Raw genomic sequence first — 14883 nt, 5'->3', positions numbered from 1 at the left:
ATGCGCCGACCGGTTCGACAGACGTTGATTGCGCTCATCCTTGCGGCTGCCTGGGGTGCTGGGCTCGGCTTGGCTCATCTCAAGGGCGATATCCCGCTGGTTGACGGTCTGGAAGCGACATTGACGAATTTCAGGACGGTGTTGGGCGGGAAACACGCACCGCCTGATATCGTCACGATCGTTGCCATCGACGACGAAGCGGTGCGGGAGGCCGGCAGCTTTCCGCTATCGCGCGCAGCCGTCGCCAAGGTCGTCACCGCGATTGCAGCGTTGAAGCCCAGGGCCATCGCGCTCGACATGCTGCTGATCGATCCGGGGCCGGAAGACGGTGATCTAGCGCTCGCCCAGGCGCTCAAGGCGAGCAGGAGCGTCATAGCGGCGGCGGCGGTCTTTCCGGATAGCCGGCAAAGTGCTGCGAGCGGTGAGGGCCCGCTGGCACGCCTGCCCAACGCACAGGAACTGCTGTTGCCGCAGCGGCGCTTTACCGATGTGGCAGCGCTCGGCCTTGTCAACGTACAGACCGACAAATCGGGCGCGCCGCGGTTCATGCCAATGTTGTTTCTCAGCGGTGACAGGATCGAGCCGTCCTTTCCGCTGAGTGTCGCGACGGCGGCGACGGGAGCGGAGCCAGGGTTCGAACCGAACGGAGTTACAATCGGCGGACACACGGTCGCGACCGATATAGGTCAGCTGATGCCGATCTCCTTCTATGGCCCTCGCGGCACGATCCCGACGATCGGCGCTGCCGCGGCGCTGACTGGAAAATTGCCCGAGGCGTTGATCAGGGATCATATCGTCGTTGTCGGCGCGACGGTCACCGGCGGCGGCGATGTCTTTCCGACGCCGTTCGATCCCGTGCTGCCAGGTGTCGAGGTGATTTCGACCGCGATCTCCCACCTCATGGCCAATGATGGCCTGGTGCGTGATCGCGCGGTCCGCTACGTGGATTTCGGTTTCGCAGTTGCATTGCCGTTGATCCTCGTCGGTCTGCTCGCCTGGCGACGCAGCGCCATCGGGCTTGTCGCGATGCTGGCTGTGACGGTGATCTGGCTTTCGGTCAACTTCATCGCGTTCAGGAGCGGCATCTGGCTGGCGGCGGCGCTGCCGATCGCAGCGGCCGTGCCACCCGTCCTCCTGTTCGGCGGGGCGCAACTGCTTTCCGGACGGCGGCAAGCAACGCATTTCGCACAGCAAAGCGAACTGCTGCAGCGTATACAGGCGCCGGGACTTGCCGAGTTTCTGGCACGCGATCCTCAGTTTCTGGCCGAGCCGGTTCGGCAGGATGCAGCAGTGGTATTCATCGATATCAACGGCTTTACCGGGCTCAGCGAGACAATCGGTCCGAGCGCCGTGCGAGAGCTTCTGAACGGTTTCTACGATCTCGTGGACAGGGAGGTGACTGCCTGCGGCGGCGCCATCACCAGTTTCATGGGCGACGGGGCGATGATCCTTTTCGGCCTGCCGGCGCCGGCGGCGGACGACGCCGTCAACGCCGCGCGATGCTGCATTCAGCTTACACGGAGCATGCACGATTGGATCGACACACTTCCGCAGGCAAACGCATCGCGCATCGGCTTCAAAATCGGCGCCCATTTCGGGGTCGTCGTTGCCTCGAGACTCGGCGGCGGCAATCGGCAACAAATCACGGCGACGGGCGATACGGTCAACGTCGCCAGTCGCCTAATGGAGGTTGCCGCGCGACACCGCGCGGCACTGGCGATCAGCAACGAACTCCTGCTCGTGGCGCGCCGCGAGGGCGAGCCCTTCGAGGAAAACAGTCTCGAAGGGCCGATCGAAACCCAGCTGCGTGGACGCTCCGGATCGCTTTCGATCTGGCTCTGGCGAGGATAGCCGCCGGCCTCAGATTATCGGCGCGGGTTCGGCGGCAAGCGCTGCCAAAAGCTCCTGGAAACGCGGCAGCTCACGGAGTGGATCAAGATCGGAATCGTGGCTGAACCACAGCACGTGATACGCCGAGCCGTGCGGCAGCAACATTTCAAGCAGGTCAATGGCGGCATCGAGATCGCCCAGCATCGAATAGACGCAGGCTATATTATACTGGGCGACGATGTCTTCCGGGTCGATCGCGAGCGCGCGTGCCGACCATTCCCTTGCCCTGTCGGCTTCGCCAAGATGAGCAAGTGCGAGGGCACCGCGATGTGCAGGACCGGAGTTCTCCGGATTGAGGTCCAGGGCCCGCTCCGCTCGTGCAATCCCTATGCGTGCCCAACGCTCTCTTTCGGATGGTCGCCCCAGCGATCGATGGGCGCTCATCAGATGGACTGGCGACAGATAGTCGTCGGTCCGGATTTCCGCCGACCGCTCGAAGTAATAGACCGCCTCTTCGAAGCTGCCCTGCATGAACAGGCAACGCGCATAGTGGAAATTCGCCTCGTAGAGGTCCGGTTCCAGCTCCAATGCGCGCGTAAAGGCCGCGATCGCCTCTTCGTTGCGGCAGCTTTGATGCAACGCCAGTCCGCGCGAGGCGTGGGCTTCGGCAAGGTCGGGGTCGAGTTCCAGCGCCCGCGCACTCATCGCCATAATGGTTTCGAGCGGGAATTCGGCGGCGTTCCAATCCCTCAGCGCCGCATAGCAGGCAGCGATACCGGCATAGGCCCGGGCATAGTTCGGGTCCAGCTCGACCGCCTTCAGGAACATCCGACGTGCGAGCAGCAGGTAGGAACGGGTCCAGGCGTGGGAGAACTGGCGCCCCCTGAGATAATAGGTGTAGGCCTCGACGTTTGCTGTCGGTTCGCTCTCGATCGCCTTTTTCTCCTCCGGGAGCAACTTGACCTTGAGCTGGTCGACGATCGCATGCGTGATCTCGTCCTGGATGGCAAAGATGTCCGTCAGATCGCGGTCGTAACGGTCCGCCCAGAGATGGCCGCCGTTCCTGGCATCAATCAGCTGGCCGGTGATTCGAACGCGCTGTCCGACCTTGCGAACGCTGCCCTCGAGCACGAAATGAACGCCCAGCTCATGCGCGAGCTGCTTCACCTTGATGGACTTGCCCTTGTAGGTGAAGACCGTATTGCGAGCGGCGACATCAAGGCCGGATATTTTCGTCAGGTCCGTGATGATGTCTTCGGTGATGCCGTCAGAGAAATATTCCTGTTCCGGATCGTCACTCATATTGACGAAGGGCAGGACGGCGATAAGCCGCTTTCCATCGTTGGCCGACGGGGTTGGCAGCCGGCCGCGAAATGCAGAGGGCGCTCCGAATGAAATCGTGTAGACGCGAATGCTCTGGGCGATATTCTTCAGGCAATATTCGCCACGGTCGTCGAAGACCACGTCAACCCGCGATCCGACATGATCGCGGACAGAGGCCGAGACGGCGATACCACCTGGCTCCGCTATTCCTTCGAGCCTTGCGGCGACATTGACGCCGTCACCGAAGATGTCGCCATCCTCAACGATGACGTCACCGAGGTTGATACCGATTCGGAGCTCGATGCGCTGATCGCCTGGAACCCCCTTGTTGCGCAGAAACATGTTCTTCTGAATGTCCGCAGCACAGGTAACGGCATTCACGACGCTTGGAAACTCGAGCAGCATGCCGTCGCCGGTCAGCTTGACGATGCGTCCGCGGTGGGCGGCGATCGCGTTGTCGATCAGCTCGACGCGGTGCCGTTTCACCGCTGCCAGCGTTCTGGCTTCGTCGATGCCCATCAGTCGGCTATAGCCTACAATGTCGGCAGCAAGAATGGCGGTCAGACGGCGCTCCACGTGCCCTCCAAATTCTCCTTGTGGCCTAAAGCTACAATCTACCTCGATACTGTCCTGATGTCGTGCATGCCGTTCCATAAGTGCACCGCGAGGGTAAGGTTAAGCAAGGTCGCGCTGATACCTTGTTAGCGCAATCATTGCGAGATCGCATATCTGATTAGCCCGTTTGGAACTGAGGCTGGATTTCAAGCACTTCGACTAGCCCATATCCGTCGAAACACTGTGGTTTTGCAGCATATTCCGCGTTTAGAGTGTTGCTACTTCCACATCGGAATGACGGAGATGACGAGCAGGCCGGCCAAAATAAAATTGATTGTACGCCACTGCCAATCGGTCTTGAGGGCTCGACCGAGCCATTGTCCGGCCATGCACCAGAGCGACAAGGACAGCATTGCAGCGATTCCGAATGCCGATCCGAGAAAAACTGCCAGCGCAACAGAACTGTGAGTCGTTGCCGCAAACGACGCTGCCGCACTCGTCGTCATGGCCCAAGCCTTCGGATTGTACCAAAGCATCCATGCCCCGCCGAGAAAACCGGTTGGCGCGGCAATCTCGCGATTTAATCGCGGCGCGTTGCTTGCCCCGATCTTTACCGCGAGCCAGAGAAGGTAGAGCAAACCAGCCGATTTCATGGCCAGTTGTAAAGGCGGCGCTGCGAGCAACAACCCGCCGAGCCCAAATGCCGCGCCAGCCGCCATGGAGCTCAGTGCCGCGGAGATACCCATCACCAGCGGTATCGATCGGCCGAAGCCGAAGTGTGCTCCAGATGCTGTCGCCAATGTCGTGGCGCCGCCTGGGCTGACGGTGGCGACGAGCGCGAACAGAACGACAGGCAGTAGCGTCTCGATTGTCATGCCCCGCAACTCCTTGTGTATCAAAGGAATAGCGCCAGCAACCGCATTAGGAAAATTAATGTTGAAGGATGTGCCTATTAGCATCTATAATGCGGCCATGTCGCGCAATCTCGATATCAGCCTCCTGAGGACCTTCGTTGCCGCTGCCGATCATGGCAGCATGACCGTTGTCGCCAATATCCTTCATATGACCCAGAGTGCCGTCAGCCAGCAGATCAAGCGGCTCGAGGAGATGCTGGGCGAGGTCCTGCTGGAGCGGGGGAAGCGCGGTCTCGTACTGACGACAGCTGGCGAACGCCTGCTCGCAAGTGCGCGACGAATGCTCGCGCTCAACGACGGTATATGGGCCGATATGACCGATCGCCGGATCGAAGGCAGCGTGCGGCTGGGTGTCCCCTACGACCTTGTTGGCACAAGCCTTGCGCCGATACTCGGGGCCTATTCGAACCGTCATCCGGAGGTAGACATTTCGTTGGTCTGCCGATCGTCACCGGATCTGAAACTGGCGCTCGAGGCGGGCGATCTGGATCTTTGCGTCATGGAGGAGCCGCTCGGAACCACGACCGGCGAATGCCTGGCTATCGATCGGCTTGTCTGGGTTGGTGCCCGTTCGGGCAATGCCCATCGGAAGAGCCCACTCCCGGTCTCCATGGTGGCCGATACGTGCGCGTTCCGGCCAACGGTGTTCTCGGCGCTGGAAGAAGACGGCATGCGGTGGCGGACGGTGTTTGAAAACGGCAGCATCGATGCGACGACTGCTACGGTCCGTACCGATCTTGCCGTCACGGTCTGGCTTGCATCCACCGTTCCTTCCGATCTCGATATATTGGGCGCCGATGATGGAATGCCTGAGCTGCCGGCATTTTCGATCAACATGCATCTTCCCAAAGGTGCAACGGCTGCAGCCGTGGAACTTGCAAGCTATATCCGCGAGGGACTGATGCGACCGCGCCAGGTCGCTGCGGAATAGCGCAGCGCCTGACCGAATACCTTCCTCACGCCGCGCGCGGCACCGGCCCGATATAGCGAGACTGCGGCCGGATCAGGCGTCCGTCGAGCACCTGTTCGCGGGCGTGGGCGATCCATCCCACCGTGCGGCCGATAGCAAATACTCCCGTGAAGGCATCGCGTGGAAAGCCGAGGGCATCGAGCAGCAGCGCGGTGTAGAATTCCACGTTGGTCTCCAGGGGACGATCAGGCTTGCGTTCGCGCAACAGGGCAAGTGCAGCCTGCTCGACCGCTTCGGCAAGCGCCATGCGCGTGTCGTCGACTTGTCCCGCTGTCACGATCGGCCTCAGCGCGGCCTTGAGGGCGTCGGCCCGCGGATCGCGAACCCGATAGATGCGGTGGCCGAAACCCATCAGCCTCTCGCCGCGATCAAGCTCGTGGGCCAGCCAGGTGCGGGCATTTTCGGGTTTTCCAACGGCCTCGATCATGTCGAGTACCGGACCTGGAGCGCCACCGTGAAGTGGCCCCTTGAGAGCGCTGATGGCGGCAAGAACCGAGGAGGTCAGCCCGGCATGGGTCGAGGCAATGACGCGCGAGGCGAAGGTCGAGGCGTTCAGTCCGTGGTCGGAGATCGTCACCAGATAGGCATCGAGGCCGGCCGTCTGCTCCACCGTCGGCAAGGTGCCATTCAACATGCGCAGAATATCGGCAGCCTGCGAAAGACTTGCGTCAGGGCGAATGGCCGCCTTGCCGGATTTCAGACGCAGGACAGCTGGCAGGAAGACCGCAGGTGCGGCCATGAGCCGGATGGCGGCATTGAAATCCTCGCCATCCTCCAGCCGGGCAATCAGCGCGCGCATGGCTTCGACCGGCGGCAGCGCCAGTAGCGCCGGATCGGCGGCTGCGACGTGATCGAACAGTGCCACTCGAGCCGGGCCGAGCAGGGCCCGCAGTTTGCCGGCATCGAAGCCTTCCTGAAACAATCCGCCCAGTAGCAATGCAGAGACATCCTCATAGCGGCTTGTTGCCACGAGATCGTCCAGCGAGACGCCTCTGATGATGAGCCTGCCGGCAGCACCATCGACATCGGAAAGCTGTGTTTCGGCTGCAATTACATCGTCCAGTCCGCTTTTCATGATCTATCTCCTTTGACTATCGGATTAGATCGGGACTATTTTAATTGACGTCAATCTTGACCAATTAGATCAATGTGAGGCCTGATGTCGTGGCTGACTGCGGAGCAGGCTCTCGGCTTGCTCGGAACCAAACCCCAGACCCTCTACGCGAATGTCAGCCGCGGCCGCATTCGCGCCAAGGCGGATCCGTCGGATACGAGACGCAGTCTTTATTTCGGCGAGGACGTGAAGCGGCTGGCGACGCGGCATGCCGGCCGCCGCAAGAGCGAGGCGGTAGCGGCAGATGCGATCGAGTGGGGCGACCCTGTCTTGCCCTCGGCGCTGTCGACGGTTTCCGACGGCCGGCTGTTCTATCGCGGACGCGATGCGGCGCGGCTATCCGAGCATGCCACTCTGGAAGAAGTCGCGGCGCTGCTCTGGGATATGAAAGAGCCGTTGGTTCTGGCCGATTTTCAGCCAGGTGCTGGGCGCAAGCCGGCGCTGGAAGCCGCTTTCGTGGCCTTGGCTCATCGTGTGACGACGGATCTTCCATCGCTTGGCCGGTCATCGCTAGCCTTGAGGCGGGAGGCTGAGGCCGTGCTGGCCACAGTCGCCGACACATTGGCGCCGGGCACGCACGACATGGCCTTGCACGAGCGGCTTGCTGCAGCCTGGGACCGCCCCGAGGCAGCGGACATCATCCGCCGTGCGCTCGTGCTGTTTGCCGATCACGAACTGAACGCCTCGACCTTTGCTGCGCGGATCACTGCATCTGCCGGGGCGACGCTTTCAGCCGCCGCGCTCTCCGGTATTTCGACATTGACCGGCCCGCTGCATGGCGGTGCATGGCAAGGTGTCGGTCTCCTTGTCGAAAGCACGCGAAAGTTTGGCGCGCGGGAGGCTGTTCGCCGCTATCTCGCGCACGGGCATTCGCTTCCCGCATTTGGCCATCCACTTTACCCTGACGGCGATGTGCGTGCGGAGGCACTGCTGCAGCATTTTACGTTGCCGGCGATATTCGAAGATATTCGCGGCGCGGCGGAGGAAATGATCGGCGAGCGTGCCAATGCCGACTTTGCGCTTTCGGCTCTCGCGTCGGCTCACAACCTCCCAGACGATGCACCGATCATCATATTTTCTCTCGCCCGCACGGTCGGATGGCTCGCGCACGCGATGGAGCAGGCCTTGAGTGGCCGCCTTATCCGCCCCAGGGCGCGCTATGTCGGAAATCCGCTGGAGGTCTGACGACTTTAGGGCTGCTTCACGGTATCGGTCGTCTGATGCGAGAGGTTCGCCCAGGCGTCGACCAGGAGCGGGAAGTGTCTGCGAACGTGCCGGAGTGGCTGGGATCGGTTCACGTGCGCCTGAGGCGGGCGCTTGGCAGCTATCCCGCCGATTGAAATTCGATAAACGCGTCCATTTTTCACCTTGCCGTGTTCGCGGTCGATTCGGCTGCGTGCGGTCAACCGTTCATGACGCCGGTTTCGTTCTTCTGTAATGTTATCTCGGCATAGCTTTCCAACCATTTGATCGGTGGCAAATGGCTGCAAGATTCTTTATTGGATTCCTGGAATAGAAAAACCCTCCCAAGGAGATTTGATATGCAAATTGGAATGATTGGCCTCGGCCGCATGGGCAGCAACATGGTGCAGCGCCTGATGAAGAACGGCCATAGCGCCGTCGTGTTCGACGCCCGCGCTCAAAGCATCGAAGATCTCCATAAACTTGGTGCCACAGGCAGCTCGTCGCTTGCGGATTTCGTTTCCAAGCTCGAAAAGCCGCGCGCCGTCTGGATGATGTTGCCGGCGGCGATCGTCGACAACGAACTGACGAAGCTCATTCCGCTGCTCGAAGACGGTGACATCATCATCGACGGCGGCAATTCCCACTACCATGACGATATTCGGCGGGCGGCGATGCTGAAGCAGAAGGGCATCCACTATGTCGACGTCGGCACCAGCGGCGGCGTCTTCGGGCTGCAGCGCGGCTATTGCCTGATGATCGGCGGCGAAACGGCGACGGTCCAGCATCTTTCGCCGATCTTCGCGACGCTCGCGCCCGGTGCCGACGGCACTGTCGAGGGAACGCCAAACCGCACGGAAGTCGCCGCCGCCGGCAGCACGGCGGAGCAGGGCTTCCTGCATTGCGGACCGCACGGCGCCGGCCATTTCGTCAAGATGGTCCACAACGGCATCGAATATGGCCTGATGGCCGCCTACGCCGAAGGCTTCAATGTGCTGCGCCACGCCAATATCGGCCTGCAGACGGCGGAAATCGACGCGGAAACCACACCCTTGTCGCATCCCGAATATTATCAGTACAATCTCGACGTCGCTGAGATATCCGAGGTCTGGCGCCGCGGCAGCGTCATCACCTCGTGGCTGCTCGACCTGACGGCGGATGCGTTGCATGCCGATCCGGCGCTTTCGCAATATGCCGGCCGCGTTTCGGATTCGGGCGAGGGTCGCTGGACGATTTCGGCCGCGATCGACGAAGGTGTTCCGACGCCGGTGCTGAGTGCCGCGCTCTACGGCCGCTTCTCGTCGCGAGGCAACGACGATTTCGCCAACCAGGTCCTGTCCGCCATGCGCGCCGGCTTCGGTGGCCACCACGAAAAGCCGCCGGTCAAGTAAGGCGCAACGCCCGCTACAGAATTACGAACGGGCGGCATAGAGCCGCCCGACCTCGTTTATGTGCTTGTTTAATAATTCGCTACAACCAATTGAGCTTGCAGTAGCATTACGGCCGAAAGAGTAGGACCGGGCAGGGCGCACCGACATGCAATTCCGGAGCATGAGGCGGCCGGACGATGAGGCAGTCAGAATGGGCGAAGATGTTCATCATCGACGAATCCTGCTTGGCGAAGGGAACTGCCAGCAACTCGCCCGTCGAAGATTTCGATAGTTTCGCTCTGATGTAGTCCTGCCGAAGGTCGTTGGCAGCAAGCTTCACTCCCGCGAGCGCCGTACTTTCGCGGATGAACAGCGGTAGCGAGGCAAGCTTGCGGATCAACGGCTCAAGGAAGAGCAATCCGCAGACGAGGCTGGAAACGGGATTTCCAGGCAGGCCAAGCACCTGCGTCTTTCCGAAGCTGCCGACCATCAGGGGCTTGCCCGGCCGCATGGCGATGCGCCAGAAATCCAGTTCCATGCCCGCAGCCACCAGCGTCGATTGTACGATGTCATGGTCGCCGACCGACGCGCCGCCGAGCGTCACGATGACATCGGCGCCCGCTGCCCGGGCGTTTTCAATTGCCGAGGTGAGCGCGGCGCGATCATCCGGGATGATACCAAGATCGAGAACTGCGGCGCCTGCCTGGCGCGCGAGGGCCGCTATTCCAAAGGTGTTGGAGGCAATGATCTGAGCAGGACCCGGAGTGCTGCCCGGTTGAACAAGCTCGTCGCCGGTCGCGAGTATTGCCACCAGCGGCCGGCAAAGGACTTCGACCTCCGGGTGGTTCATGGCCGCGGCGACGGTCAGCCGGGCAAAATCCATCACGGTTCCGGCGGCAAGTACCGTGTCGCCCTCGGCAAAATCCTGGGCGCGAGGGCGGATATGCTGGCCCTTGCGCAGGGAATAGGTGGTGCGGATCTTGCTGGCTTCCAGCCGCTCCGCATCCTCTTGCAGCAACACACTGTCGGCTCCTTCAGGCACCGGCGCGCCAGTAAAGATGCGAACCGCCTCGCCCTTGCCGACGACACCGTTGAATGCGTGACCGGCGGCAGATGTGCCGATTACGGCTAGAATGGAACCAATTTCGGCCAGATCTTCGTGCCGCAGCGCATAGCCGTCCATGGCGGATGCATTAAACGGTGGCTGCGTCAGGCGCGCTTTCAAGTCTGCCGCCAGGACGTGACCGGCAGATTGATCGAGCGGCAGCACTTCAGTGCGGGCAACAGGGCTGGCCTTGGCAAGAAGGCGCTCTCTTGCCTCGCTGACCGGGAGCAAGCTCATGACTTATGCACCGGATGGCGAAAATCGCCGGACTTGCCGCCGGATTTTTCGAGAAGGCGGATGCCGCCGATTTCCATCGTACGGTCGACCGCTTTCGCCATGTCGTAGATCGTCAGGCAAGCAACCGACACGGCCGTCAACGCTTCCATCTCGACGCCTGTCCGGCCGGTCAGCTTTGTGGTCGCGGATACGCGAAGGCCCGGCAGCGCTTCATCCTCGGAAATCTCGACGGTGACTTTCGTCAGCATCAGCGGATGGCAGAGCGGAATGAGGTTGGCTGTCTGCTTGGCAGCCATGATGCCGGCGAGCCGGGCTGTGCCGATGACGTCACCCTTCTTGGCATTTCCCTGAAGGATCAACGCCAGGGTGGCCGGCAACATCCTGACATGGCCTTCGGCTGTTGCAACGCGAACAGTCTCGGCCTTGTCGCCGACATCGACCATATTCGCTTCGCCGGACGGGCCGATGTGGGTGAGGGCGCCGCGTTCAGCGCTCATCTTATTCGGCCGCCTGGGCGCCGGCCTCGCCTGTCAGAAGCGCCCGCGTTGCTGCTGCAACGTCTGTCTGGCGCATCAGGCTTTCGCCGACGAGGAAAGTGCTGATCCTGACGGCCTCGAGGCGCTTGCAATCGGCATTTGTGAATATGCCGCTCTCTCCGACGAGCAGGCGATCTTCCGGCACCATGGGAGCCAGCGTCTCACTGACGGAGAGGTTGACCTCGAAAGTGCGCAGGTTGCGATTGTTGATGCCGACTAGCGGTGACGACAGTTTCAATGCCCGTTCCATTTCTTTGGCGTCATGCACCTCGACCAGCACGTCCATCCCGAGGCCGAAAGCTTCGTCCTGCAGCCGTTCGGCGTCGTTGTCGGAGAGCGAAGCCATGATCAGGAGGATGCAGTCGGCGCCCCATGCGCGGGCTTCGTGCACCTGATAGGTTTCGAACATGAAATCCTTACGGAGCGCCGGCAACGAGCAAGCAGCCTTGGTGGCGCTCAGGAATTCGGGGGCGCCCTGAAAGCTTGGCTTGTCGGTGAGAACCGAGAGGCATGCGGCACCGCCGGCCTCGTAGGCTGCGGCCAGCGCCGGCGGGTCGAAGTCCGGCCGGATCAGGCCCTTCGACGGGCTCGCCTTTTTGATTTCGGCGATGAGGCCGTACAGTCCGGCATCGCGCTTGGCGGTTAGCGCCTTGTGGAAGCCGCGGGGAGGAGCCTGGTCGGCCTGCATCGCCTTCAGGTCCGCGAGGGAGACCGTGGCCTTCGCAGCGGCGATCTCTTCGCGCTTGTAAAGCTCAATCTTTGCCAGGATATCGCTCATCGCATCCACATCCTTCAATCAGTTTCGTTGGAGACGGCGATCAGCTTCTCCAGCGCTACCGTTGTCGCGCCGCTGTCCAGCGACTGGGTCGCCAGCCTCATGCCATCATTGATCGTTTCCGCCTTGCCCGCAATCACCAGCGACGCGGCCGCGTTGACAAGGGAAATGTCGCGATAGGCGTTCCTGACACCAGATAGCACGTCGCGCAGCGCGGCGGCATTCACAACGCCGTCACCGCCCTTGAGATCGGCCAGCACCGCATGGGGAACGCCGAAATCGGTCGGCGTCAATTCGAAGGTGCGTATCTTGCCCTTTTCCAGGGCCGCGACCGAGGTTGTTCCAGTCGTGGTGATTTCATCCAGTCCATCGCCATGGACGACCCAGACGCTTTCGGCGTCGAGGTCGCGCAACACTTCGGCAAGCGGCACCACCCACTGCGGCGCGAACACGCCCAGCAACTGACGTCGCGCGCCGGCCGGATTCGAGAGTGGCCCCAGCAAGTTGAAAATCGTCCGGGTGCCGAGTTCGACACGGGATGGGCCGACGTGGCGCATGGCGGAATGATGAAGCTGCGCAAACATGAAGCCGATGCCGGCCTCGCGGATGCAGCGGCTGATCATGGCCGGGCCGATGTCAAGCTTGACGCCGAGCGCGGAGAGGCTGTCGGCGGCGCCGGACTTCGAGCTCAAGGCTCGATTTCCGTGCTTGGCCACCGGAACGCCGGCGCCTGCGACAATCAGTGCCGCGAGCGTCGAGATGTTGTAGGTCCCGGTGCCGTCGCCGCCGGTTCCGACGATGTCGATCGCGTCGGCGGGTGCTTCGACGGGCAGCATCTTCGACCGCATCGTGGTGACCGCACCGACGATCTCATCGACGGTCTCGCCGCGCACGCGGAGCGCCATCAGAAAGCCGCCGATCTGCGAGGGTGTCGCCTCGCCAGACATCAATATTTCGAAGGCCTGACGGGCTTCATCCCGTGTCAGCGATTCGCGTCCGGCGACCTTGGCAAGAAGCGGTTTTAGTTCGGGCATCGGGTCTCCGTTCTGGACTAGCGGGACATTGCCTGTTCGGCGACGTTCCGGTTGACCGTGACACCATATTTCGTCTGAAGCTCGCTGACCATCTGGTCCAGGATGTCGTCGCCGGCCGCATTGGCGATGGCGACTGACTGCTGGTCCTGATTGTTGAGCATGTCGGTGGTCGGGCTCGAATTGACGCCGGTCACCTTCAGAAGGATCTGCGTCGTCGGATCGCCGCCAATCGCACTGGCGACCGTATCGATGGGGCCGGAAAAGGCAGCGCTGACGCCGCCGTGTCCGAGAACCGGATCGTCGGTGCTGCGCGAAACGCTGGACTTGCTTTCGATCGCGATCCCAAGGGGCGCGGCGATATCGGCGAGCGACTTGCCTTTCTTTGCTTCGGCGACGAGCTCGGTGGCTTTCGCGGCCAGTGCGACGGTCTGCTGTTCGGCCGTCCAATCTGCGACTGCCTTGTCATGAACTTCGGCAAGCGGACGATCGCGCTCAGGTGTCACTTCCGCTACGTCGAACCAGACATAGCCGTCATTGCCGAGCGTCACCGGGGGTGCCTGGACGCCGACGTCGGTCTTGAACACTTCGGCCAGCAGTTGCTGCTTCGACGGCAGGTCCTTTACGTCGTTGCCGTTCTTGTCGAGGCCACTGGCATCGATCGCGTCGATGGACGCGACCTTGAGCTTCGACTGTTGGGCGGCGTCCTGAAGCGTCGCGCCCGAACCGCGCAGGTCTTCAAAGCGGTCATGGGCGTCAAGGATTTCGCTGCTGGCAGCAGCGAGCGCGAGCTGCTTGCGGATGTCATCCTTGACTTCGTCGAAGGCCTTGGCGGTTTCCAGCTTGATATTGCTGATGCGCAGGATCACCGGTCCGAAGGAGCCTTCGGTCACTGGCGTCGTGCCGCCCTCCTTGGTGACGGCGAAAGCCGCGTCGGCGATTGCCGCGTCCGGCACCTTGTCCTTGCTGTACTCGCCGAGCATGACGTCGGCGGGCTTCTTGCCCTGGTCGCTGACGAGCTGGTCGAAAGTGGTGCCGGTCTTAAGCGCGGTTGCCGCGGCGTCGGCGAGGTCCTTGTTGGCGAAGGTCAGCTGTTCGATGGTGCGGGTTCCCGCGGTCTTGTAGCTGTCCTTGCGTTTTTCAAAATCGGCCTTGACGGCATCGTCGCTGATAGAGGCCGGGTCGGCCAGATCTGCGGACTGCAGCTTCACATAGGAAATCTTCCGGTATTCCGGGGCGCGATAGCGCGGCTTCGCGCCTTCGAACCACTTCGCGAGCACGTCGTCTGCAGGGGCCTTGATGGGCTCGATATTGGCATTTGTCAGCAGGAGGTAGTCGATGTCGCGGCTCTCGTCGTGGTACTGCTTGAGGGCGTCGACGAGGACGGTCGGCGCCTTGAAGCCGTTGGAAACCGCGTCGACGATCTGGCTGCGAACGGCAACCTTGCTGCGTTCCTTGATATAGTCGTCCTCGCCGATGCCGGCGTTGCGCAGCCGACTGGAGAACATGTCGCGGTCGAAGGCTCCGTTGGTGCCCTTAAAGGCTGGATCGGCGCCAATCAGCTGCGCGAGGCGATCCTGCGAAAGACCGAGGTTCAGATCGCTCGAAAGCTGGTCGAGCGAAGCGCCGGCGATAAGTTGCGAGTAGGTCTGTTGATCGACACCGAATGCGCGCGCCTGTTCGTTGGTGATCTGCATGCCAAACTGCTGGCTGAGCTGTTGGAGCTGGCGGCGGTAGGCAAGCCGGAACTCGTTCGCATTGATGTGCTGATCACCGACGGAAATAACGGTGTCGCTCGAACCCCCGCTCAGCTCACGGGTCACGACGCCCCATATACCGAACGACGCAACCAGCAGCAGCATCAGGCCCTTGGCAACCCAGGTCTGGGCCAGTCTTCTCAGCACTTCGAACATTGGTAAGCAAACCTCACGATATAAGCGA

12 protein-coding genes are annotated in these 14883 nt (G+C 61.7%); 4 read left to right on the top strand and 8 right to left on the bottom strand.

Annotated features, from left to right (window positions below; translation table 11 throughout):
* Positions 1-1851 carry a CHASE2 domain-containing protein gene (locus tag CPY51_RS22275; RefSeq protein ID WP_111162424.1) on the top strand — a complete coding sequence of 617 codons (1851 nt, stop codon included), beginning with the start codon at positions 1-3 and terminating at the stop codon, positions 1849-1851.
* A 9-nt stretch (positions 1852-1860) separates the two neighbouring features.
* On the opposite strand, the gene CPY51_RS22270 is transcribed toward CPY51_RS22275, so the two are convergent.
* Positions 1861-3729, bottom strand: coding sequence for an adenylate/guanylate cyclase domain-containing protein (locus CPY51_RS22270; RefSeq protein WP_244598755.1), 1869 nt, complete (start codon positions 3727-3729; stop codon positions 1861-1863).
* Positions 3730-3986: 257 nt separating this feature from the next.
* Positions 3987-4583: a LysE family translocator gene (locus CPY51_RS22265; RefSeq protein WP_111162423.1), complete on the bottom strand. Its 597-nt coding sequence runs from the start codon at positions 4581-4583 to the stop codon at positions 3987-3989.
* 58 nt (positions 4584-4641) lie between these two features.
* Between CPY51_RS22265 and CPY51_RS22260 the strand changes: the two genes are divergently transcribed.
* On the top strand, positions 4642-5553 hold the full coding sequence (locus CPY51_RS22260; RefSeq protein WP_244598754.1) for a LysR family transcriptional regulator: 912 nt from the start codon (positions 4642-4644) through the stop codon (positions 5551-5553).
* A gap of 25 nt (positions 5554-5578) precedes the next feature.
* Here CPY51_RS22260 and CPY51_RS22255 read toward each other — a convergent pair whose 3' ends face one another.
* Positions 5579-6667 (bottom strand): citrate synthase/methylcitrate synthase, encoded by a 1089-nt coding sequence (locus CPY51_RS22255; RefSeq protein ID WP_111162422.1) that lies wholly within the window; start codon positions 6665-6667, stop codon positions 5579-5581.
* Positions 6668-6751: 84 nt separating this feature from the next.
* On the opposite strand from CPY51_RS22255, the gene CPY51_RS22250 reads away from it, so the two are divergent.
* Positions 6752-7891: a citrate synthase gene (locus tag CPY51_RS22250; RefSeq protein ID WP_111162421.1), complete on the top strand. Its 1140-nt coding sequence runs from the start codon at positions 6752-6754 to the stop codon at positions 7889-7891.
* 356 nt (positions 7892-8247) lie between these two features.
* A complete protein-coding gene (gnd, locus tag CPY51_RS22240; protein WP_111162419.1) occupies positions 8248-9279 on the top strand; it encodes a phosphogluconate dehydrogenase (NAD(+)-dependent, decarboxylating) in 1032 nt (343 codons plus the stop codon).
* 106 nt (positions 9280-9385) lie between these two features.
* Here the strand turns inward: gnd and CPY51_RS22235 are convergent, their stop codons facing one another.
* From CPY51_RS22235 to CPY51_RS22215, 5 genes are read right to left on the bottom strand one after another with little or no spacing between them, the layout of a single operon-like run.
* Positions 9386-10600: a molybdopterin molybdotransferase MoeA gene (locus tag CPY51_RS22235; RefSeq protein WP_111162418.1), complete on the bottom strand. Its 1215-nt coding sequence runs from the start codon at positions 10598-10600 to the stop codon at positions 9386-9388.
* Positions 10597-11097, bottom strand: a complete 501-nt coding sequence (gene moaC / locus CPY51_RS22230; protein WP_111162417.1) for a cyclic pyranopterin monophosphate synthase MoaC — start codon at positions 11095-11097, stop codon at positions 10597-10599. Before moaC ends, CPY51_RS22235 begins: the two co-directional genes overlap by 4 nt.
* A gap of 1 nt (position 11098) precedes the next feature.
* Positions 11099-11914 carry an indole-3-glycerol phosphate synthase TrpC gene (gene trpC / locus CPY51_RS22225; RefSeq protein WP_111162472.1) on the bottom strand — a complete coding sequence of 272 codons (816 nt, stop codon included), beginning with the start codon at positions 11912-11914 and terminating at the stop codon, positions 11099-11101.
* A gap of 14 nt (positions 11915-11928) precedes the next feature.
* Entirely contained in the window at positions 11929-12945 is a 1017-nt protein-coding gene (gene trpD, locus CPY51_RS22220; protein WP_111162416.1) for an anthranilate phosphoribosyltransferase, read from the bottom strand.
* 17 nt (positions 12946-12962) lie between these two features.
* Positions 12963-14855, bottom strand: a complete 1893-nt coding sequence (locus CPY51_RS22215) for a peptidylprolyl isomerase (protein ID WP_111162415.1) — start codon at positions 14853-14855, stop codon at positions 12963-12965.
* Positions 14856-14883 lie beyond the last annotated feature (28 nt).

It is taken from the genome of Arminella tubonensis (assembly GCF_003240585.1).
Lineage (GTDB): Bacteria > Pseudomonadota > Alphaproteobacteria > Rhizobiales > Rhizobiaceae > Rhizobium > Rhizobium tubonense.
This window is presented reverse-complemented; position numbering and strand designations above follow the sequence as displayed.